The following is a 19,942-nucleotide window of genomic DNA, read 5'->3' as shown; positions in this document are numbered from 1 at the left end:
TTTACTGCCTCCTGTGCCTTGTTGCCCTGTGGACCTCAAGAACATGGGCTATCTTCTTCTTTGCATACCTACGCTTCTCCACGAGCCTCCTTCTTTTTATCTCGGCTATGATTTTGTTCGACCTGTAGAGGAGGTAGAGCATCAGGCTGTAAGCGCCAAAGATCACAGCCATACCCGCTACCTGGTTGGGATCCATCTTTATGCACCCCTGAACAAGAGAGGGAAAGTCAAACACTAAAAATCCTTATGGTGTTGGTTCCGGCCGTCTTTCCTATCGGCGTCCCCTTGGTGAGCAGGACTATGTCGTTCTCCTTGACCAAGCCAAGGCCGCTTATCAGGCGGAGTATTTCCTCCTCGCTGGTCTCCTCGACGACGAAGGGATAGACGCCGTAGGAGAACATCAGATTCCTTGCAACGTGCTCGTCGGTGGCAAAGGCCAGGACCCACTGCTTCGGCTTGAAGCGCGAGATGAGCCTGGCGGTCTCCCCTGTCCTGGTGGGTGTGAGAATGTACTTTATGTCGAGGGAGTTAAGGGCCTCTATTATGCTCCTCGCTATTGTATCCTTGATGGTTCCCTTCTTCGGCACCCTTCCCTTCCACTCGTTCATCTTCCAGTCCACTATCCTCGAGGCCCACTGGGAGTCGCGGTAGGCCTCGGTCGTCTTGGCTATTCTGGCCATCATTCTGACAGCGTCTACCGGGTACTTACCGACGGCGGTCTCCTCGGACAGCATCACCGCATCGGTACCATCAAGGATCGCGTTGGCCACGTCGGTGACCTCTGCCCTCGTCGGCAGCTTCTCTTCCGTCATGCTCTCCAGCATCTGGGTGGCTGTTATGACCGGCTTTCCGGCGACGTTGGCCTTGTGAATGAGCTTCTTCTGAAGGACCGGCAGCTTTTCTATCGGCATTTCCACCCCCAAATCTCCCCTGGCTATCATTATCCCGTCCGCCGCGCACAGGATATCATCGAAGTTCCTCACCGCGTCGGGTCGCTCTATCTTGGCGATTATGAAGAGCCTGCCGTTGTTCTCCTCAACGAAGCGCCTCACCTTGAGGACATCGTAAGCCGATCCGACGAAGCTTATCCCGATGGCGTCTATGCCGTGCTCCAGCGCGAACTTGATGAACTCGAGATCCTTCTCGGTCACGGCGTCAATCGCCATTCTAGCCCTGGGAACGTTTATCCCTTTGTGGGAGAAAAGCGGCCCGCCAACCAGAACCTTGCAGACGACGTCCTGTCCCCTGACTTCCTCAACCCTCAGTGCTATGAAACCGTCGCTCAGGTAGATAACGTCGCCCTTGGACACCATCTTCGGAAAATCCTTGAACTGGACCGGTATCACGCCCTCGTTTCCAACCACGTCCCTCGTCGTCAGCGTCACCGTCTGCCAGCGGCGAAGGGTAACCGAACCCCCAGCGATTTCCCCGACGCGTATTTTAACACCTGGCAGGTCGCCAAGAATGGCAACGGGCCGGTTGAGCTTCTCGGAGACCTCCCTGATAAGCTCAACGGTCTTCGCGTGCTGCTCAAGGTCACCGTGGGCGAAGTTTATGCGCGCCACGCTCATTCCGGACTTTATCATGGCCTCAAGCGTGCTCCTCTTCAGCGAAGCAGGCCCTATCGTTGCTATGATCTTCGTCTTGTGGGAGGGTAGCCTCATGTCCTTTCACCTAAATTCGAAATTTCCGGCCTCCCTAATAACCTTTGCCAAAAGGTTTAAGAGTTAGGGCGCCCTAATTACTCTGGTGATGGTATGAACCCTCTCGAGAGCAAGGTTCTTGACGAGGACGGGAGCGAGGTAGTCCTCAAAGACGTCCTGGCCGGAAAATGGACTGTCCTCTACGTCTACCCGCGCGACAACACTCCGGGCTGCACGACCGAGGCCAAGGAGTTCACAGAACTCCTCCCGGAGTTCGAGGAGCTGGGCTTTCAGGTGATAGGCGTCTCGAAGGATTCCGTCGAGAGCCACCGAAAGTTCAAGGAGAAGCACGGACTAAAGGTCAAGCTCCTGAGCGACCCAGATGCAGGGCTGATAAAGGCCCTGGGGGCCTGGGGCAGGAAGAAGCGGTATGGAAAGGAGTACGAGGGCGTGATAAGGAGCACGTTCATATTCGACCCGAATGGAGAAATAGTCTGGAAGAAAATCAACGTCAGGGCGAAGGGCCACGCGGCAAAGGTTCTTGAGGAGGCCAAAAAGCTCGTGGGAAGCCCTTAGAAATGACCTGAAGGGGCCAAAAAATCAAAAAGGAGAGGGCACTGGCTCACTTGATAAGGACGAAGCCCACTATGCTTCCCTCGTAGGCCAAGAAGACCTTGACACCGTTGAGGGTTTCATAGGCGGCGTAAACGTCCAGCTCGCTCAGGTCGTAGTCGCCGACGATCTTGCCAACGTAGTCGTCCCCGTAAACGAGCTTCTGGACGGTTACTCCGCGGGGGTTGGTGAACTCCTCAACGCTGAGCTGGGCCAGGTAGTCCTGAACCTCTGCCGGGTCGATGCTCGTCTCGGTGAGGTTTGATGCTCTAACTCCAAGCCCCATGTATGGAGTCCCTTCTCCCGCCATCATGCCACCCTGTCCCTGCCCGTAGCCCTTGGCATACGCCATGGGGGTGGTAGTCCTCTCAACCTCCGGGTTCGGCCCCGGAACGCCCTGATAAGCCGCAACGGCCCCGAACGCGAGGCCGAACACGGCCAAAGCCATCAATCCGGCCAGCAACTTCTTCATGTCACATCACCCCTGCATGTGTAATTGTAATATTACATATGTGCGATTCTTTATAAACTTTGCGGTCGTGACATTGCCGGAGCCGCGGCATTCCCTGGAGTGAAGTAATGACCAGAATGGCCGAACAGCCTTCCGTCAGTTCAGAAGAGCTTCATTCCTGCTGGGGATCAAAGCCGGACCACTCCACGGCTCGTTTGAGCCTGATGAAGCAGGAATCACAGTACCCTGGGAGGCGGGAGTCCCACTCCTCGATGCTGGAGGGAGAGTTCATAACGCAGTCGTTGTTGCAGTGCTCCAGACCGAAACCGTGGCCGATCTCGTGGAGGACCCCCTTGAGAAGCCTCGCCTTAAACAGCTCCAGCGAAGCCCTCAGGCGTTCCTTAGAGCCATTGGCAGGGTTTTCTCCAGCCAGCTCCCTCAGCAACACCGAAAGCTCGGGGGGTTCGAATGGCTTCATCGAAAGCACCATTATTCGAAGGCCCAGCCTCGTCTCGTGGATACCAAGGAACCGCTCGTAGAAGTCGAAATACGGATTGCGGGAAACCAGGGGAAACGTGGTAAGGGCAAATATCTTGTCCATCTTGATGTCCGGCCTCTCTTCTATTTCATGGAGGAGCTTGGCGTGGAGCACATCAACGAGGGCCTCCAAGGGATAGGCGCGGATCTTCCCCTCCTGGGTGTATATGTCAATTAGATAACCCGGCTCGAGCCTGAGCTTTCCCACGTAGAGGAACCTCAGAGGGACGTCGTTCTCGTCAAAAAACCGGTTAGCCTCATCAAACACGTCAAAGACGACTTCCTTTATCAGCCCCTCGCTTATGAAGTTCCCCACGTAGGTGAAGGCTATGAACTCCATGATTTCATCACGGGTTAAAAAATCCCGCTCCAGCTTATTAAGTTTTTAGGTGATTAGCCGATTGCACCACAAAAGTTTTTAATCACCCTCTGGAGGGTCTTACGGGCGATGGCGTCCGCCCGGGCTTCGAGCCGAACCGCCCGAGAGGGCTGATGACGCCTGTTCTCCGTCAAAACTTCAGGAGGCGGTGGAATGGGCTCGAAGCTTTATGAAATTGGACGATTCATTAACGCTGATTCGCTCATCAGGTACATAGAGGAAAGACGCCATGAGGACGGTGGCTACTGCTTCGTCAGCGTTCTGGACGATACCAACGTCAATGACACGTACTATGCCATCAAAATTTACGACCTCCTCGGCCTTGAGATTCCCGAGAAAGAAAGGACGGTGGAGTTCCTGGAAAGGGCAATACAGCCCCAGACCGCTGTGGTGGCGATAGCAATGGCCTTTGAAGGGCTGGCCATGTTGGGGGCGGCGGACGTTGCGATGGAGCACATTGACATCGTTTTTACCAAGTACAACCCGCTGGAAGGCAAATTTGCCGTCGGTCTCGGCGGAAGTGAGGAGTTCGGAACGGCAACACCGCTGGAGGCAACCTACTGGGTGGTCAAGGCGTTTAAGGCCATAGGCTACGGGTTCAGCGCCGATGAGAGGGACGCCATAAGAACCTTCGTCATGAGGTTCAGAAACGGCAACGGGTACGGCGTTAAGGGGCCAACGACGACGATGACCTACCAGGCAATCCACACACTCCGGGCCCTCGGCTACAGGCCACCCAAGAGTCCTCACTTCAGGAACTGCGAGCTCTGCGGTGATTGGGGCGGTTTCACCGAGGTCCCCTACAGCCTGCCCCCGTACCTTGAGCCGACGTTCTACGCGGCCAGGGGGCTGGAACTTCAGGGTGAAACCCCAGGCTGTCCGAGGAGGCACATCTGGTTCATACGCCAGCTGCAGAATCCCAACGGCGGCTTCAGACGCTCTCTGGAACTGGGCATTTCGAACTTCCAGAACACGTACAGGGCCCTGGCCGTGCTGGATTTCATGAAGCGCTACCTCTGAGTGGTGTGAATGGACCTCATTGGCATGTATCTCCGAGATGCGATGGGAGACGGCTGTCCCGTCTGTAGAATACTTCGCAAATACGAGGAGTCTGGGATAGAGACGATCCTCTACGAACACGTGAACGACCCGGGGGTGAGGGAGAAGTTCAAGGAGAGCCTCGGCCTCTGCACCCATCACGCATGGAAGACCCTCAGGGAGGCCTACTCCGACCCCCTCCTCGGACCCCTGGGCGTGGCCATCATCTACCGGGACGTTCTCTCCGAGTACGTGGCATCACTGGAAAGGGGCCGTACCCCCGAGGAGGGGGAATGCTTCCTCTGCCGGCTGGTGGAGGAGAAAGAGACCAGCACTGTGGAAGCTTTTGCGGAGAGGATTGAGGAGCTTCTCCCGGAGTACCGGAACTCCGAATCCATACTGTGCAGGAGACACTATGAGATGCTGGTGTCAATCCTCCAGCGGACGAACCCCCAGGCGGCCAGGATGCTTGAAAGCCTCCAGCTGGAAAAGCTACGGGTTCTGGAGAAGCGCCTCGGGTCATTCATAGATAAATTCGACTACCGTGCCAGGGAGAAACCCACGAAAGAGGAGATATCATCACTGCCCCTTGCGATAGAAGCTCTGAAGGGTCTCGAAACTGGAGTAACGGTTAGAAAGAGGGGGAAAGGAAAAGGTCGGAGGGGCTTCCCGTGGAGATAGAGGTCACGGACGACGGGCTAAAGGAGATAAGGAAGAACCGGAGGGAGATAGAGGCCAGGTTTCGGAACCTGGAGGGCCTTGAGAGAACCCTGAGGGTTCTAAAGCTACGTTTTCTCATCGAGCAGAGGGAAAGGGTCAAGAAGAGGCTCATCGAGATGAAGGCAAACTACGAAGAGCTGATCGAGTTTGAAGAAATGGCCAAGCTGGACAAGAGGTTCCTGATGGCGTTTCGGAAGGAGCTCAGTGAGGAAAATAAACGGCTCAGGGCAGGGCTGGAGGGCAGAAAAAGATGAAACTCACGGTACGGCCAAAGAAGGGCTGGCGAAGGGTAACGTTCAGGATTCCGGACGAAATTATGGAGCGAATCAAGGAGCTCTGTGAACGCTATGGATTCCGGGTTGAAGAGGCGATCAGGATAGTGCTTCTTCACGGCTACCTGGAGGACGACCCCAACGCCAACGAGGAAACGTTTGAAAGGCTCAAAGAGGAAATATCCCGGCTCGAAAAAGAGCTCTACGAACTGGAGGACAAATGGTCCCCCCTGAAGTTCCGCTCATACTACATCGCACTGAACAACCAGAACCTGGCGATACAGCTCTCAGCCATGATTGCCGAGAACAGGAGACTCCGTGAGCGGCTGGGACTTCCGGAGAGGGACTACGGTGAGGTCGAAAAGAAGATACACTACTACCTCAACTTTGGGGAAAAGACTAACCCAGCAGTTTCTCCCTGAGGGGAGAAACCCACGCGGATTCCAGCAACATTGAGAGCAGAACCGTCATCAGCCCGGCGCTCAGTATCAGCTCCCCCCATTCAACGAGCTCAGGGCTGCCGTAGACCCTCCCGAGGACGACGGGCAGTATGGCCATGCTCGCGGCAACGGCACCCTTCGGGCCCTCCAGGGATATAAAGAGGTACCTCCTGAGGCCGGTGAAGGGCAGGATGACGAGGGAAGCCAGCGGCCTGGCGACGAAGATGACGAAGAGGGCCACGAGGAGCGATACCACTATCGTTTTCCACTCCAGGCCGGTGAGGTCGAGGCTTGCACCGAGGAGCACGAAGATGAATATGACCGAGAATGTCGAGAGGACGTCGTTGAACTCCATGTTCCTCTCCACCGCATCGTCCACCTTGCTGCTTTCCTTCCTGAAGAACTCGCGGTGGTTTCCAAGAATGAGGCCTATGACGGTAACGACGAGGAAGCCCGATGCCCCCAGGAACTCCCCGACAACGTAGCCCCCGAAGGCCATCGCCAGACCGAGTATCTGGGTGTAGGGGCTTCTGTAGAGGCCAAGCTTCACTATGGCCTGGTACGCCATGTAGGCTATGGCCGCTCCAATGGCCGCCGAGACGAATATCTGGTAGAGGAAGTAGGCCACGGCCGCCCAGTACAGCCCCGCACCCTCCAGAACGGGCCCGATGGGAGCGTAGCCCGGAACCTCTGGAACAACCAGGAAGAGCGCCACCATCGTGAGGATTATCGCAAGGGGGCCGTTGAATATCGACTCGGAGATTATTATCGTCTCGACGTCCTCGGGAACCTCGTGCTCCCTGAAGAGGGGTATAAGGGTCGCGGGGTCCGTTCCAGAGACGATGGCCCCGAAGAGAAAGCCGACCGAGAGGGGAACGTGGAAGACCCACGAGAAGAACCATCCGGCGAGGAGTGCAGTCCCAAGAAGGCCGGCCGTATCGAGGAGTGTTATGACGAGCTTGTGCCGCCTGAGAACGTGGAGCTTGAGGTCAAACCCCGCCGCGAAGAGAACCAGAAAGAGACCGAAGGCGCGGACGTAGTAGAAGAGCACCCTGGCGGTGTGAGGGAGAATGAGACTGAGGACGGGCCCCACGAGAACGCCGAGGAGGACGAGAAGGGGAGTGTAGGGAAACTTCGTCTTCCTGCTGATGAGCATCGCCAGTATGCCCGAGAGAAGAACCACGAGTGACGCCAGCGCTATCGCCTCTATCCCCAGCCCGAAGCCCGGAACCACCGGCATATCCAACACACGAATAAAGGGGCTTCCATCTATTTAAGGGTATTGAAAACCCAAAACCTTAAGTAGCGCTCCCGCTAGGGAGAAGAGGGATACACAGTGAACCCTCGAATGATCACTGCAATAATGCTGGGCGGCGCCCTCGGTGCGCTGGCAAGGTTCTACATCTCCGGTCTGTTGCCAGTTTACAGGGACTTCCCGGTCGGAACCCTCATGGTGAACAGCATAGCCAGCTTGATCCTTGGCTACCTCTACGGACTGCTCTTCTGGGGCATTGACGTCACCCCGGAGTGGAGGCTCTTCCTCGGGACGGGCTTCTGTGGTGCCCTGAGCACGTTTTCAACCTTCTCCTACGAGACCTTCTCTCTCCTCCGCGAGAAGGAGTACCTCCTGGCCGGCCTGAACGTGGCGGCAAACGTTATAATCACTATCACCCTAGTCTTCGCGGGCTTCCTGCTGGCCCGGAGGTGATTGAATGGTCGAAGTCGAGCACTGGAACACCCTCCGCCTTCGCATCTACATAGGTGAGAACGACCGCTTTGACGGAAAGCCACTCTACAAGGCGATAGTGGAAAAACTCCACGACATGGGAATAGCCGGGGCCACGGTTTACCGGGGCATCTATGGGTTTGGTAAAAAGAGTCGCGTTCACTCCGCAGACGTTATGAGGCTCTCAACCGACCTCCCCATAATAATAGAGGTTGTGGACAGGGGCTACAAGATAGAGAACGCGATAGGCGAGATAAAGCCTATGATAAAGGACGGCATGATAACCGTCGAGCCCACCATAGTCGTGTGGGTCGGAACCAAGGAGGAAGTGAAGCGGTTCGAGGAAGACGCCGTAAGGGAGCTATGAGTTCCTCCGCGCTTCCCAATAAATATATATGACCATAGCCAGATCCTCTTCTGGGGGTGTTGAAATGCTCCATCACGTTAAGCTTATCTATGCCACGAAAAGCAGAAAGCTCGTTGGCAAAAAAATCGTTCTTGCAATCCCAGGCAGCATAGCAGCGGTTGAATGTGTAAAACTCGCCAGGGAGCTTATTCGACATGGGGCAGAGGTTCACGCCGTTATGAGCGAGAACGCGACCAAAATAGTTCACCCCTATGCGATGGAGTTCGCCACCGGCAATCCAGTCGTTACCGAAATTACAGGCTTCATAGAGCACGTTGAACTCGCTGGAGAGCATGAGAACAAGGCGGACCTGATTCTCGTCTGTCCGGCAACCGCTAACACCATTGGCAAAATCGCCTGCGGCATAGACGATACACCCGTTACAACCGTTGTAACCACCGCTTTTGCCCACACGCCGATAATGATAGCCCCAGCGATGCACTCCACAATGTACGAGCACCCGATAGTCGTGGAGAACATCGAGAAGCTCAAGAGGCTTGGCGTCGAGTTCATAGGGCCCCGCTTCGAGGAGGGCAAGGCAAAGGTAGCTTCGATAGACGAGATAGTTTACCGCGTCATCAGAAAGCTCCACCCCAAGAGTCTCGAGGGGAAGCGCGTTCTCGTTACAGCGGGAGCGACGAGGGAGTACATAGACCCGATCCGCTACATAACCAACGCGAGTTCCGGGAAGATGGGTGTTGCTATAGCAGAAGAGGCCGACTTCAGGGGGGCGGAGGTAACGCTGATAAGGACAAAGGGGAGCGTCCCCAGCTTCGTGGAAAACCAGATCGAGGTTGAGACCGTTGAAGAGATGCTTCAAGCGATAGAGAGTGAGCTGAAAGCAAAGAAATATGACATCGTCGTCCTGGCGGCGGCTGTCAGCGACTTTAGGGTCAAAGATAAGGCGAAGAGCAAGATAAAGAGTGGCAAAGAGCTAACCCTTGAACTCGAGCCGACGCCGAAGATAATCGACCGCGTCAAGGAGCTTCAGCCGGGCGTTTTCCTCGTCGGGTTCAAGGCCGAGACGGGTCTCAGCGAGGAGGAGCTTGTAGAGGCCGCGAGGAAGCAGATTGAGAGGGCCGGGAGCGATCTGGTCGTGGCCAACACCCTCAAAGCCTTCGGGAGCGACGAGAACGAGGTTCTGCTGGTCACCCGCGATTCCGTGAGGAAACTCCCCCGGATGGGCAAGAGGGAGCTGGCAGAAAGGCTCTGGGACGAAATAACTTCAATTCTTAGCCGATGAATGAAAAACCTTTTTTACCTCCTTAACCAATTTTCCTAAAACCATTCGAGGTGATGGTATGGTTGCCTTCGATGAGCCCCTGCCGTACATAGGGGTGACACCGTTCCAGCTGGTGTCAGCGCTGATAATACTCCTCGTCGGCTATCTGGTGGCGAAGATCCTTGTATCGCTCCTCAAGAGGAGCCTGAGAAAGACCAAGCTCCCGCCGCTCGTCGTCGAGTTCCTCGGTAGGTTCCTGGCCATACTGCTCTACGTGGTCGTTATAATAGTGGCCCTTGGGGCCGTTGGCATCTCGGTTTCCCCGCTGATACTCGGCCTGTCGGCTGTGATAGGCCTGATACTGGGCTTCGGCCTGCAGGATACCCTCACCAACCTCGCAGCGGGCGTGTGGATAGCGGCCCTCAGGCCGATAGACCTCGGTGAGGTCGTCGAGGTCTCGGGCCAGGTTGGGAAGGTCAGCGGAATCGGCCTGATGAGCACCGAGCTGATGACCCCGGACAACAGGGTCATAACCATACCCAACAAGCTGGTCTGGGGCAGCATAATAGTGAACTACACGAGGATGCCGACGAGGAGGGTCGATGTGGACATAGGCGTTGCCTACGGCACGGACCTCGACAGGGCAATAAAGCTGGCCATGGATCTGATGAAGGGCCACCCCAAGGTCCTCGATGACCCCGAGCCGAGCGTCGTGATAACCGCCCTCGCGGACTCATCGATAAACCTCCAGCTGAGGGCCTGGGCGAAGACGGACGACTACTGGGACGTCAAGGGAGACCTCACCAAGGGTATCTACGAACTCTACACCAGGGAGGGCATAGAGATACCGTTCCCGCAGCTCGACGTCCACCTGAGGAACGAATGATTTTCGAACTCCGGACGAATTTTCTACCCTTTGTAAAACCTCGCCCCCTTTAACCTTTAGTTTTAAACCAAAAGGTTCATATTCTTCCCGGCGCTATGTTCTCCGGTGATTCTCATGAAGAAAATAGGAATAATAGGCGGAACAAGCCCCGAGGCCACGTGTTATTACTACAAGAAATACCTGGAGATAAGCCGCGAAAAGTTCGAGCCCTACGTCTTTCCCGAGCTGATAATCTACTCGATAAACTTCAAGGAGTTCATTCACAACCCGAACGGCTGGGAGGGGAGAAAGGAGATACTCATCAACGCAGCGAAGGCCCTTGAGAGGGCGGGGGCGGAGATAATATCGCTCTCGGCCAACACTCCCCACATAGTCTTTCCCGACGTTCAGAGAACGATTAACGTCCCGATGGTGAGCATAATAGATGCCCTCATCGAGGAGATGAAGCGGAGGGGCGTTAGAAGGGTTCTCCTCCTCGGAACGAAGACGACAATGACGGCCGACTTCTACAAGAACGCACTCCGCGAGGCCGGTTTTGAGGTCGTGACGCCGAGTGAAGAGGAGATGGACGAGCTGAACAGGATAATCACCGAGGAGCTGATGTTCGAGGACTTCACCAGCAGGGACTGGGTGATTGGGCTGATAAACAACTACATAGAAAAGGAAGGCATTGAAGGCGTCATCCTCGGCTGCACCGAGCTCCCGCTGATAGTGAAGCGGGGCGATGTAAAGGCCGAGGTCTTCGACACCGTCGAGATCCACATGAGGAAGCTCATCGAAGTGGCGAGCGAGTGATTTTTAAGCCCTTTTCTTCCCCTTCCTCCCGGTGGGGAAAGTGGAGATACGGGAATTCCAGGAGATGATCAGGGAGATTTACTTCCACAAGGATTCAAAGAGGGGAGTGGAGAGAACATTCCTCTGGTTCGTTGAGGAGGTCGGCGAGCTGAGCGAGGCGATAAGGAAGAAGGACAGGGAGGCGATGGAGGAGGAATTCGCCGATGTTCTGGCCTGGCTCGCGAGTTTAGCCAATCTGCTTGGAGTAGATTTGGAAGAGGCGGCCAAGAAGAAGTATCCGGGAGTCTGCCCCTACTGCGGAAAGAAGCCGTGCGAGTGCGAGGAGAAGTGAACTACCTGTATACGTTTTCCCGCTTTCCAAATTTAACGATAAGAATAAGAAGCTCCTTTCGTCGAAGTTCATAAATTACTCTGTATTCACCCAAACGGACTCTAAATGTGTTCTTTCTCCCCTTAATCTTCTTGATGTCAAACTTCTCGGAGGGTATTGGGTTGAACCTAAGCTCTTCAATCAGCTCACCAAACTTTTTCTTTACGCCCTCGGGGGCATCTTTTAAATTTTTCACGACATTTCTGTGAAGAAGAACTTGGTATGTCATTCAACGCACCTCAGAGGCCGAGCTCTTTCTTTGCCTCTTCCCAGGGTATTCCATTTTCCAGGGTCTCCCTGGAGAGATTTTCAAGCTCCTCAAGCTCTTCATCGCCGAGCTCCTCCTCGTCCAGCTCTTCCATTTTCAGCTTGAGGAGCTCCTTCTCTATCTCGTCCAGTTTTCTGCGCATGAGCTGAATGTCCCGAAGTATCAGGGAAATGTTCACACTCTCACCCATAATCCCACCGGACTTATCTAAGCTCCCACAAACTTAAACCTTACGTGCTTTTCGACCGCCATCTTAACGAAAAGACTTTTATACTTTCGAACGCACTATTCTATGCAGTAAACCGAGGTGATGTGCATGGACGTTTTGGAGTTCGCGGTTGAGAAGGCCCTCGAACTCGGCGCTTCCTACGCGGAGGCGAGGTTCGAGGAGAAGAACGGCACCTCTCTGGCGATAAAGAACGGCAACCCCGAAGGCCTTCAAGTACTCGCGGACAGGGGAATCGGTGTAAGGGTTCTCGTCGATGGGGGAATGGGCTTCGCCAGTACAAACGTCCTCACGAGGGAGAGCGTGAGCGAAGCAGTCAGGAAGGCCGTCAAGCTGGCCCGGGCGGCATCGAAGGTAAGGAACAAGCCGATTCGTTTTTCCGATGAGGACTTCCACCGCGTTTCCTACAAGGTCAAGATGAAGAAGGACTTCCGCGACGTTTCGCCGGAGGAGAAGCTCGAGCTTTTGAAGAAAATCGAGGAGGAAGTCAAAGCCACCGGCGTGAACGTGCCCATGCGCTACCTCATGTACTCTGACCAGCTCTGGAAAAAGGAGATACTGACCAGCGAAGGGGCCTACGTGAAGAGCAAAATCCCGCGCGTTTCGGTGACCTACAACCTCGTCGTCTTTGAGAACGGCCAGATGGAGCAGGCCCCCTTCGTCCAGAGGGCATTCTCCGGGGGATTGGAGCTCATCGAGAGGGACGAGCCGTGGAAGTGGGCCGTCAAGGACGCTCAGGCACTAAAGAGGCTCATCTACGAGGGGAAGAGGCCCCCGGAGGGGAAGATCGACCTGGTCATAAGCCCCGAAGTGGCGGGCATAGCCGTCCACGAGAGCGTTGGCCATCCCTACGAGGCCGACAGGATATTCGGAAGGGAAGCCGCTCAGGCGGGAGAGAGCTTCGTCAAGCCGAACATGCTCGGCGAGAGGATTGGAAGCGAGGTCGTCACGGTCATAGACGACCCGACGATACCGAACAGCTGGGGCTTCTACCTCTACGACGACGAAGGGGTGAAGGCGAGGCCAAGATATCTCATCAGGGACGGAATCATCACCGAGTTCCTCACCAACAGGGAATATGCCTACAAGCTCGGCCAGCGCTCCAACGCCTCCGCGAGGGCGATAAACTACAACCGCGAGCCGATTGTGAGAATGGCCAACACCTACCTCGCGCCCGGTGATTACTCCTTCGAGGAGCTGATCGAGGACGTCAAGCTCGGCGTTTACATGGTGTCCTTCAACGAGTGGAACATCGACGACAGGCGTTACCAGCAGAGGTACATCGGAAGGGAGGCCTACCTAATCGAGAACGGCGAGCTGAAGCACCCGGTCAGGAGGCCGATCCTCGAGATAACCACCAGAGCTTTGTGGAGCAGCGTCGATGCCGTTGGCAAGGAGGTCGAGTTCTACCCCGGAACCTGTGGAAAGGGTGAACCCGGCCAAGGCGTCCCGGTCTGGATGGGTGGAGCGCACGCGAGGCTTCGCGAGGTACCTCTCAGGAGGCCGTGAGGTGGGGGAGATGTTTGAGCTTAACGAGTTCATACTGAAGAAGGCGGAGGAGCTGGGCTTCGGTGACGTCGTGGTTCTGGGTTATGAGACCGACCGCAGGCAGGTGCGCTTCGCCAACAACGAGATAACCGTCGCCAAGAACTGGCACGAGAGGAAGGTGGAGCTCTTCGTTGAGCTTGAGAAGAGAATAGCGAGCACCACCATAACCGAGCTGAGCGAAGAGAACATAGAGCGGACTTTGAAAACCCTGCTAGCGAACATGAAGGGAATGGCCCCGAAGGAGGACTACTACGGCATCGCCGAGGGGCCCTTTGAGTACAGGAACATCCCTGAGACCTTCGATAGGGCCATAGTCGAGCTGGACGAGCCGAACGACTACGTTGAAACCGCCATAAACACCGCCCTGAGCGAAGGGGCCAAACGCGTCGCCGGTGTTCTCTACACCGACCATGACAGGGTTTACCTGACCACGAGCAACGGAGTGGAAGCTTTCGACGAGGGCACGGGGATAGAGATAAGCGTTAGGGCTTTCGTGGGCGACCTTGAGAGCGGCCACGGGACGAACTCGGCTCGCGTCCTCAAGAGATTTGACCCCGAGAGCGCGGGCAGAAAGGCGGGGGAGATAGCTCACATGGCCAGAGACCCCGTCCAGGGGCCTGAGGGAAGGTTCGACGTCATCTTTGACCCGCTGGCCTTTGCAAACCTGCTGAGCTACATGAGCTTCATGACCTCAGCCTACGCCGCGGAGGCGGGCTTCTCCTTCCTGGTGAACAAGCTCGGTCAGAAGGTCGCGAGCGAAATAGTCACCATTAAAGACGTCGGAAACATGCCCAACGGCTATGGAAGCAGGAAGTTCGACGACGAAGGAGTGCCTACGAGGGAAACGACGATAATCGAGAAGGGAACCTTCAAGACTTTCCTGCTCAACACGAGCCTGGCAAGGAAGTACGGAACGGAAACTACTGCCAACGCAGGCTTAATAATGCCCCACGCCTGGAACATCGTCCTTGAGCCTGGGGACTACTCGAAGGCCGAACTCTTCAGCGAGGTTAAAAGGGGCATATACATCACCAACGTCTGGTACACCCGCTTCCAGAACTACGTAACCGGGGACTTTTCCACGATACCGCGCGATGGCATCTTCCTCATTGAGAACGGCGAGCTGAGGCCGATAAGGAACATCCGCGTGAGCGACAACCTCCAGAGGATCCTTGAAGGAATCAAGGCCCTCGGAAAGGAGAGCCACCACATCCACTGGTGGGAGGTCAGCACGCCGGTTTCGACGCCCTACGTTCTCGTTGAAGACGTCGGCATAACGAGGGCAACGAAGTGAGTCTTTCTTTTTATGCCTCTTTTTTTACCTGTTAAGCTGGAGTCATGCCTCAAACCCCAGGTAACCCCTGAGGGGGCCGGCGCTCAGAAACTTGAACAAACCTCCAACAACGAGAAAACCCAGCGCGAAGAGAAGTCTCGCCCTTGAAAGGCCGAGGGAGTCCGTTGCAAAGCCATAAACCACATAGAACGCAGAAGTTGCAAAGGCGAGAACCATGTTCCTCAGCGATACCACCGTCGCCCTCTTCTCGCTCGAAACCCTCTTCTGGAATTCGACCGAGAAGTTAAAGGTAAACGCAGAGGCAAGGAGCGATGCGGCAACTCCAAGGAGGACTATAATCAGGGGATTGTGGTAAAGGACCGAGAGAACGGTTGCCAGGGGTATGCCAACGGGGGCAAGCCCGTGAAGGATGCGGCCGGCCCTCCCGCGGAGGGCGATCCCCATGTACCGGGGGACTGTTCTAACGAGCACCTCGACGAGTCCGAGTATTCCAAGGGTCCCCATTATCGTCGTCCCAAGGTAAGCTGCCAAGATGTCTCCCAGGTAGGGCTCGAAGAACTTCCTGAACTGCCCAAGGGCGAGCGTGACCGAGAGGAGGTAGGCGATGAGCCACGAGATTTCCGGCTTCCTGAGTTCACGCCACGAGCTCAGAAGGTGGAGGGTGTAGGAAAGTTCGGGTTTGGAAAAGCCCATCTCGGGTATGCTAAAGGCGAGGGGAATCAGGAACACCTGAAGGACGGCCGTAAGGGCTATGGCCACCTCGAAGCCAAAGAACTGGGCTATGAACCCCCCGGCAACGGTTGTGGCAGAGCTGACTATCAGGGCAAGCTTTTGGATTGAGCGCCATATCTCCCTGAACTGACCTTCCATGCCCTCCGCCCTGAGGTTGTCAAAGAGCCACGCCTGAATGCTCCCGCTGACAAAGGACGCCCCGAGGGTTCCTAGGAGTTCATGGAGCAGGAGAACCCAGAAGCTTCTCAGAAAGAGGAGGAGGGACGTTGAAAACGGCATTATAATGAAACCAATCAGCACGCTTGTTTTTCTGCTCACCTTGTCCCCGATAACCCCCGTTGGAACCTCAAACAGAAAGAAACCTAGCCCGGCAACGGCCGTCGCGAGACCTATCTCGCCGTAGCTCAGGCCCCGTGAAAGGTAGTATATAACGGCTATGTTGCCCAGAAATCCGGCGTAGGTCAGGGCGAAGAGGAGCTTAAAGCGTCCAAGCCATTCCATTTCACCACCCGGGGATGGAAAGTTGGCCGTCGGGAAGATTTAAGGTTTTTGAATGACGCAACGGGCATAACACCCGGCGTCGGAGAACACAGAGTCACGTTACTTTCCAGAATCTCCGGGAGATTGCCCAAATCTGAGTAACAAGACGGAACAACCGAGAAAACGCTTAAAAACTTCTTCATACAAATGAAGTCGGGTGGTTGGGAGTGGAGGTCATCGAGAACTCCAGGTTGAATAAGTTCCACTACACGCTTTTGGCTATCCTCGGGACGGTTTGGGCGTTCATAGCGGTGAACACCATCTCGGCGGGCTTCGTCATCGCCCTGCTTAAGAACGACCCGGCCTTTCAGGGAAGCCTCGCGAAGCTCGGCTCCCTCGGCTCGGCGGCCCTCTTCGGCATGCTCTTCGGCGCGTGGCTCTTCGGCTACCTCGCGGACAGGATTGGACGGAAGAAGACGCTTACCCTTGCAGTTGCCACTTTCTCTATCGGCTCGATAGTCAGCTCCTTCTCAGGAAACCTGGATCAGCTTATAGCCCTGCGCTTCATCGTTGGCCTCGGTCTCGGCGGCTCCCTGCCGGTTGCAAGCTCGTACTTCGCCGAGTTCATGCCGAAGTCGGTAAGGGGTGCCATGATCTCCATCTTGGAGAGCTTCTGGGCGATAGGCACGATAATAATCGGCGTCGTGGCCATTCTCGTCGGGGCCGACTGGAGGAGCATACTGCTCTTCGGCGGCGCGATAATACTGCTCTTGCCCCTGCTCTTCACCCTCCCGGAGTCGCCCCGCTACCTGCTCATCAAGGGAAGGGTTAAAGAGGCCGAGGAGACCATCAGGGAGATATTCGGGGTGAAGGTTAAACTTGAGAGGCCAGAGGAAGGAAAGAGAATCTCGGTCGGGGACCTCTGGAGAAAGTACGGAAGAGTTACGCTCATGCTCACGATAGCCTGGTTCAGCATAGCATTCGCCTACTACGGCTTCTTCATATGGCTTCCGAAGTTCCTCTCCGCTACGCTTGGAATCACAGTCTTCAAGAGCTTCCAGTACTTCATCATCACGGCGATAGCTCAGCTGCCCGGCTACTGGAGTGCCGCTTACCTTCTCGAACGGATTGGGAGGAAGAAAACCCTATCCTACTACCTGCTGCTTTCAGGAATAGCCGGCGTCGGCTTCTACTTCGCGGCCAACTCCGGCAACGAGGCAGCGATAATAGCGAGCGCCATACTCTTCAGCTTCTTCAACCTCGGCGCTTGGGGTGCGATATACGCCTACACGCCGGAGCTTTACCCAACAGCCGTCAGGGGCACCGGAACAGGCTGGGCCGGGGCGATGGCGAGGATGGGCGGCGGAATAGCCCCGATACTGGCAGGGAAGGTGATGGAAGCCAGCGGGGCGGCGATAGCGGTTCTCATCATCGCGGCCATGGCAATAGCAGGGGCGCTCGACGTTCTGGCACTGGGAGAGGAAACCATGGGGAAGGAGCTTTCATGACTTTCCTTTTACCCAAACAGCCCCAGCGCTGGGAGGAGCGTTATCGCCATGCTCAAAAGCCCGCCGAGGATCAACGCCGGAACCGTCTGTCTCTTCTCTATCCCGAGCAGGTACGCAGCTAAAGCCCCGGTCCAGACGCCGGTTCCGGGGAGCGGGATTGCAACAAAAATCGTCAGCCCGATGAAGCCCCACTTCTCCACGTAGGGGTGGGCCTTCTTCCTGACCCGCTCGACGTAGTACAGGTAGAGGTGAGCGATTTTCCTGAGAAAGGTTCCCTCAAGCCAGAGCATCAGCCTGTCTATGTAGGGGAGCAGAGCGGGAAGGACAAGCGAGAGGAGCAGAACGCCGAGGGAAGCGGCCAAAAGCGTTTCCCAGGGGGGATAGCCCATGCCGATGCCATAGACTATGGCATAGCGCCCCTCAAAGGTTGGAATCAGCGAGAGCAGGAAGACCTCAAGGAAACCGTTCATTCAAACCTCCCTCCGAGGAGTGATTTGAGCAGGAGGTAGAGCCAGGGGGCGAAAAGCAGGCTGAAGAGAACATCGCCCAACCAGTGGACGTGGAGGAGGAGCCTGGTGAGGGCTATCCCGACAGCATAGGCCCAGAACAGGGGGGCGTACTTCCTCCAGCGATCCGAGCCGTAGGCCGCTATGATCGCGGCTCTAAAGGTGTGGCCGGAGGGAAAGGCGTAGCTTCCCACGCCAGAGCCGTAGGCGATGGGCCTCGGCTCGGCGAAGACGAGCTTGAGAGCGCCAACGGCGGCGAGGCCAACAACGATGGACAAGAGAAACGAGGCCGTTTTCAGGGAGGGCCTCCCTTTCTCCCTCCAGTCGAGATAGAGCACGAGGGCGGCGAAGGAGAAGAGAAAGAGGTCCCCTCCGAAGGCGGTTAGAAAGTTCATCAGGGGGGTGTCGATGAGGGGAAGACTTGAGTTGACCCGTTCGTTGATTCCGTAGAGTAAACCGGCCGCCTGGAGAACCAGAACGACAAGGACCCCTACCGTGAGCGCGGTGAATCTGGCGTCGAACTTAACCCCCTTCATAGCGTTTAAAGAAAGATGAAGCCGTAAAAAAGCTTTTCTCTCACTGACTCAGATTACCCCCGCCGCGTAGAGCGCGTGGTAGGTCTTGAGGAGCGCTCCCTGAACCCTCTTAGGCCCGAAGGTCCTGACGGCCCTTCCAAGGCCCTCGTTGTAGATGCGACGCATTATGAAGTCGGTCTCGCGGTTGAGGTTGAGCTTTTCCCTGTTTTCGAGGTAAAGGCGCGCTATCTCAGCCGGCTCGCGGTAGTTGAGACCCTTGAGCCACTTCAGAGGAATCCCGTCATCAAAGCGCTTGACCACCTCGAAGCCTATCACAGTGACCTCGTCGTCGCCGTGGAGCTCGCCGTAGATTTTGTTCAGCTCCCTGACGAGTTCCCTGACATCGGAGAAGCCGTCGAGCTTGGCATCTTCATTGGTGAGTTCCTTAACTTTCTTTTTCTCGACCTTCGTTATCCTCACCTTGGCTATGGCGGTGTCGCTCGGCGTTATCACGAGGTAGATCTCGCTCCCCGGCTTCGCCTCGTAGTCGCCGTAGCGTATCGTGGTCACCTTGTCGCCGCGGAGGATCCTCGACTTGTATGAGCTGTCAATCAGCATGAACTTCCGAATCTGAACGCTCTTCCCCCTCATCGCTCAGTCCCCTCACTATTCTGGGCACTTCCTCGAGGCTGTCGATGGTAAAGTCCGCGTAGTCGATGTACTCAAGCTCCTTATCAGCGCGCTTCCCGTAGCGGAACCAGACTGTGTTCATTCCCACCTGCTTCGCCCCGTAGATGTCGGAGTAGAGCCTGTCGCCGACCATCACGGCCTCATCGGGTTCGACTCCCATCTTCTTCAGGGCCTTCTCGAATATCTTTCTGTGGGGCTTCTTGACGCCGAGGTAGTCGGATATGAACACCTCGTCGAAGTAGGCATCGAGCTCGAGGCGGAGGATCTTTTCCCACTGCTTTATGGGGTCGCCGTCGGTTATTATGCCCAGCCTGTAGCCAGACTTCTGAAGCTCCAGCAGAACCCTCCTGACGCCCTTCACAGTCCGCAGGTAGGCGAACTTGGTGTTGTGGTAGGCTATTACTCCAGCGGCTACCCACTTGGGGTTGCTGGGAAGGTCGAGGCGCCTGAGGAGGTAGTCGAAGTGCCTGTTAAAGTTGCTCCCGTACTCGCTTATCAGCTCGAGGAGCTCGCCGTAAGCCGTGTCGAAATCAACGGGAAGACCGTGGCGTATCATGTTCTCTATCGCGTTCCGCCTCGCCATCTCCGCCAGTCTGCTCGTGTCCACGAGCGTGTCGTCCAGGTCGAAGAACACGACCCTTATCATTCCCTCACCCCCCTGTGATTGGAGGGGGCACT

At 55.9% G+C, this 19,942-nt stretch carries 26 protein-coding genes and 1 riboswitch; of the genes, 14 read left to right on the top strand and 12 right to left on the bottom strand.

What is annotated here, in order from left to right:
• Nucleotide 1: 1 nt before the first annotated feature.
• Nucleotides 2-196 carry a hypothetical protein gene (locus tag CL1_RS09780; protein ID WP_014789723.1) on the bottom strand — a complete coding sequence of 65 codons (195 nt, stop codon included), beginning with the start codon at nucleotides 194-196 and terminating at the stop codon, nucleotides 2-4.
• Nucleotides 197-227: 31 nt separating this feature from the next.
• Nucleotides 228-1,664: a pyruvate kinase gene (pyk, locus tag CL1_RS09775; protein ID WP_014789722.1), complete on the bottom strand. Its 1,437-nt coding sequence runs from the start codon at nucleotides 1,662-1,664 to the stop codon at nucleotides 228-230.
• Between the two features lie 93 nt (nucleotides 1,665-1,757).
• Here pyk and CL1_RS09770 point away from each other — a divergent pair, with 93 nt between their 5' ends.
• On the top strand, nucleotides 1,758-2,219 hold the full coding sequence (locus CL1_RS09770; RefSeq protein ID WP_014789721.1) for a peroxiredoxin: 462 nt from the start codon (nucleotides 1,758-1,760) through the stop codon (nucleotides 2,217-2,219).
• Between the two features lie 46 nt (nucleotides 2,220-2,265).
• On the opposite strand, the gene CL1_RS09765 is transcribed toward CL1_RS09770, so the two are convergent.
• Together CL1_RS09765 and CL1_RS09760 are read right to left on the bottom strand one after the other, a co-directional pair.
• Entirely contained in the window at nucleotides 2,266-2,727 is a 462-nt protein-coding gene (locus tag CL1_RS09765) for a hypothetical protein (RefSeq protein ID WP_014789720.1), read from the bottom strand.
• 151 nt (nucleotides 2,728-2,878) lie between these two features.
• Nucleotides 2,879-3,583 carry a zinc metalloprotease gene (locus CL1_RS09760; RefSeq protein WP_014789719.1) on the bottom strand — a complete coding sequence of 235 codons (705 nt, stop codon included), beginning with the start codon at nucleotides 3,581-3,583 and terminating at the stop codon, nucleotides 2,879-2,881.
• A 95-nt stretch (nucleotides 3,584-3,678) separates the two neighbouring features.
• A riboswitch (Fluoride riboswitch) is annotated at nucleotides 3,679-3,752 on the top strand.
• 23 nt (nucleotides 3,753-3,775) lie between these two features.
• Here CL1_RS09760 and CL1_RS09755 point away from each other — a divergent pair.
• Genes CL1_RS09755 through CL1_RS09740 form a run of 4 tightly spaced genes read left to right on the top strand, consistent with a single transcriptional unit; the run spans nucleotide 3,776 to nucleotide 6,074 of the window.
• Complete coding sequence (locus CL1_RS09755; RefSeq protein ID WP_014789718.1) at nucleotides 3,776-4,642, top strand: prenyltransferase/squalene oxidase repeat-containing protein; 867 nt, start codon at nucleotides 3,776-3,778, stop codon at nucleotides 4,640-4,642.
• Nucleotides 4,643-4,651: 9 nt separating this feature from the next.
• Nucleotides 4,652-5,341, top strand: a complete 690-nt coding sequence (locus CL1_RS09750; RefSeq protein ID WP_014789717.1) for a DUF6062 family protein — start codon at nucleotides 4,652-4,654, stop codon at nucleotides 5,339-5,341.
• On the top strand, nucleotides 5,332-5,634 hold the full coding sequence (locus CL1_RS09745; protein WP_014789716.1) for a hypothetical protein: 303 nt from the start codon (nucleotides 5,332-5,334) through the stop codon (nucleotides 5,632-5,634). The genes CL1_RS09750 and CL1_RS09745 overlap by 10 nt, the downstream gene beginning before the upstream one ends.
• Nucleotides 5,631-6,074 (top strand): hypothetical protein, encoded by a 444-nt coding sequence (locus CL1_RS09740; protein WP_014789715.1) that lies wholly within the window; start codon nucleotides 5,631-5,633, stop codon nucleotides 6,072-6,074. The genes CL1_RS09745 and CL1_RS09740 overlap by 4 nt, the downstream gene beginning before the upstream one ends.
• On the opposite strand, the gene CL1_RS09735 is transcribed toward CL1_RS09740, so the two are convergent.
• Nucleotides 6,052-7,332 carry a cation:proton antiporter gene (locus CL1_RS09735; protein WP_014789714.1) on the bottom strand — a complete coding sequence of 427 codons (1,281 nt, stop codon included), beginning with the start codon at nucleotides 7,330-7,332 and terminating at the stop codon, nucleotides 6,052-6,054. The two genes, CL1_RS09740 and CL1_RS09735, sit on opposite strands and share 23 nt — an antisense overlap.
• A 108-nt stretch (nucleotides 7,333-7,440) precedes the next feature.
• Here CL1_RS09735 and crcB point away from each other — a divergent pair, with 108 nt between their 5' ends.
• From crcB to CL1_RS09705, 6 genes are all read left to right on the top strand, one after another.
• Nucleotides 7,441-7,800: a fluoride efflux transporter CrcB gene (gene crcB, locus CL1_RS09730; protein WP_014789713.1), complete on the top strand. Its 360-nt coding sequence runs from the start codon at nucleotides 7,441-7,443 to the stop codon at nucleotides 7,798-7,800.
• Between the two features lie 4 nt (nucleotides 7,801-7,804).
• A complete protein-coding gene (locus tag CL1_RS09725; protein ID WP_014789712.1) occupies nucleotides 7,805-8,185 on the top strand; it encodes a DUF190 domain-containing protein in 381 nt (126 codons plus the stop codon).
• Between the two features lie 64 nt (nucleotides 8,186-8,249).
• Complete coding sequence (gene coaBC, locus CL1_RS09720; protein ID WP_014789711.1) at nucleotides 8,250-9,467, top strand: bifunctional phosphopantothenoylcysteine decarboxylase/phosphopantothenate--cysteine ligase CoaBC; 1,218 nt, start codon at nucleotides 8,250-8,252, stop codon at nucleotides 9,465-9,467.
• Between the two features lie 58 nt (nucleotides 9,468-9,525).
• The gene (locus tag CL1_RS09715; RefSeq protein WP_014789710.1) at nucleotides 9,526-10,332 is read left to right on the top strand and encodes a mechanosensitive ion channel family protein; all 807 of its coding nucleotides are present in this window, start codon (nucleotides 9,526-9,528) and stop codon (nucleotides 10,330-10,332) included.
• 114 nt (nucleotides 10,333-10,446) lie between these two features.
• Nucleotides 10,447-11,127 carry an aspartate/glutamate racemase family protein gene (locus CL1_RS09710; RefSeq protein ID WP_014789709.1) on the top strand — a complete coding sequence of 227 codons (681 nt, stop codon included), beginning with the start codon at nucleotides 10,447-10,449 and terminating at the stop codon, nucleotides 11,125-11,127.
• A gap of 40 nt (nucleotides 11,128-11,167) precedes the next feature.
• Nucleotides 11,168-11,458, top strand: a complete 291-nt coding sequence (locus tag CL1_RS09705; protein WP_048152258.1) for a MazG nucleotide pyrophosphohydrolase domain-containing protein — start codon at nucleotides 11,168-11,170, stop codon at nucleotides 11,456-11,458.
• 1 nt (nucleotide 11,459) lies between these two features.
• On the opposite strand, the gene CL1_RS09700 is transcribed toward CL1_RS09705, so the two are convergent.
• Both CL1_RS09700 and CL1_RS10790 read right to left on the bottom strand, forming a co-directional pair.
• Nucleotides 11,460-11,726: a type II toxin-antitoxin system RelE family toxin gene (locus CL1_RS09700; protein ID WP_014789707.1), complete on the bottom strand. Its 267-nt coding sequence runs from the start codon at nucleotides 11,724-11,726 to the stop codon at nucleotides 11,460-11,462.
• 10 nt (nucleotides 11,727-11,736) lie between these two features.
• Entirely contained in the window at nucleotides 11,737-11,955 is a 219-nt protein-coding gene (locus CL1_RS10790; protein WP_048152255.1) for a hypothetical protein, read from the bottom strand.
• 126 nt (nucleotides 11,956-12,081) lie between these two features.
• Here CL1_RS10790 and CL1_RS09690 point away from each other — a divergent pair, with 126 nt between their 5' ends.
• Entirely contained in the window at nucleotides 12,082-13,500 is a 1,419-nt protein-coding gene (locus tag CL1_RS09690; RefSeq protein ID WP_014789706.1) for a TldD/PmbA family protein, read from the top strand.
• Nucleotides 13,501-13,510: 10 nt separating this feature from the next.
• A complete protein-coding gene (locus CL1_RS09685) occupies nucleotides 13,511-14,833 on the top strand; it encodes a TldD/PmbA family protein (RefSeq protein ID WP_014789705.1) in 1,323 nt (440 codons plus the stop codon).
• A 42-nt stretch (nucleotides 14,834-14,875) separates the two neighbouring features.
• Here CL1_RS09685 and CL1_RS09680 read toward each other — a convergent pair whose 3' ends face one another.
• Nucleotides 14,876-16,066, bottom strand: a complete 1,191-nt coding sequence (locus CL1_RS09680) for an MFS transporter (protein ID WP_014789704.1) — start codon at nucleotides 16,064-16,066, stop codon at nucleotides 14,876-14,878.
• A 206-nt stretch (nucleotides 16,067-16,272) separates the two neighbouring features.
• Between CL1_RS09680 and CL1_RS09675 the strand changes: the two genes are divergently transcribed.
• Nucleotides 16,273-17,553 (top strand): MFS transporter, encoded by a 1,281-nt coding sequence (locus CL1_RS09675; protein WP_014789703.1) that lies wholly within the window; start codon nucleotides 16,273-16,275, stop codon nucleotides 17,551-17,553.
• Between the two features lie 8 nt (nucleotides 17,554-17,561).
• Here the strand turns inward: CL1_RS09675 and CL1_RS09670 are convergent, their stop codons facing one another.
• Genes CL1_RS09670 through CL1_RS09655 form a run of 4 tightly spaced genes read right to left on the bottom strand, consistent with a single transcriptional unit; the run spans nucleotide 17,562 to nucleotide 19,910 of the window.
• Nucleotides 17,562-18,023 carry a COG2426 family protein gene (locus CL1_RS09670; protein ID WP_014789702.1) on the bottom strand — a complete coding sequence of 154 codons (462 nt, stop codon included), beginning with the start codon at nucleotides 18,021-18,023 and terminating at the stop codon, nucleotides 17,562-17,564.
• Nucleotides 18,020-18,595: a phosphatase PAP2 family protein gene (locus CL1_RS09665; RefSeq protein WP_014789701.1), complete on the bottom strand. Its 576-nt coding sequence runs from the start codon at nucleotides 18,593-18,595 to the stop codon at nucleotides 18,020-18,022. The genes CL1_RS09670 and CL1_RS09665 overlap by 4 nt, the downstream gene beginning before the upstream one ends.
• Nucleotides 18,596-18,643: 48 nt before the next feature.
• Complete coding sequence (locus CL1_RS09660) at nucleotides 18,644-19,225, bottom strand: ASCH domain-containing protein (RefSeq protein ID WP_014789700.1); 582 nt, start codon at nucleotides 19,223-19,225, stop codon at nucleotides 18,644-18,646.
• Nucleotides 19,182-19,910 (bottom strand): TIGR02253 family HAD-type hydrolase, encoded by a 729-nt coding sequence (locus tag CL1_RS09655; protein ID WP_014789699.1) that lies wholly within the window; start codon nucleotides 19,908-19,910, stop codon nucleotides 19,182-19,184. The genes CL1_RS09660 and CL1_RS09655 overlap by 44 nt, the downstream gene beginning before the upstream one ends.
• Between the last annotated feature and the right edge of the window lie 32 nt (nucleotides 19,911-19,942).

This window comes from Thermococcus cleftensis (assembly GCF_000265525.1).
Taxonomy (GTDB): Archaea; Methanobacteriota_B; Thermococci; order Thermococcales; family Thermococcaceae; genus Thermococcus; species Thermococcus cleftensis.
This window is presented reverse-complemented; position numbering and strand designations above follow the sequence as displayed.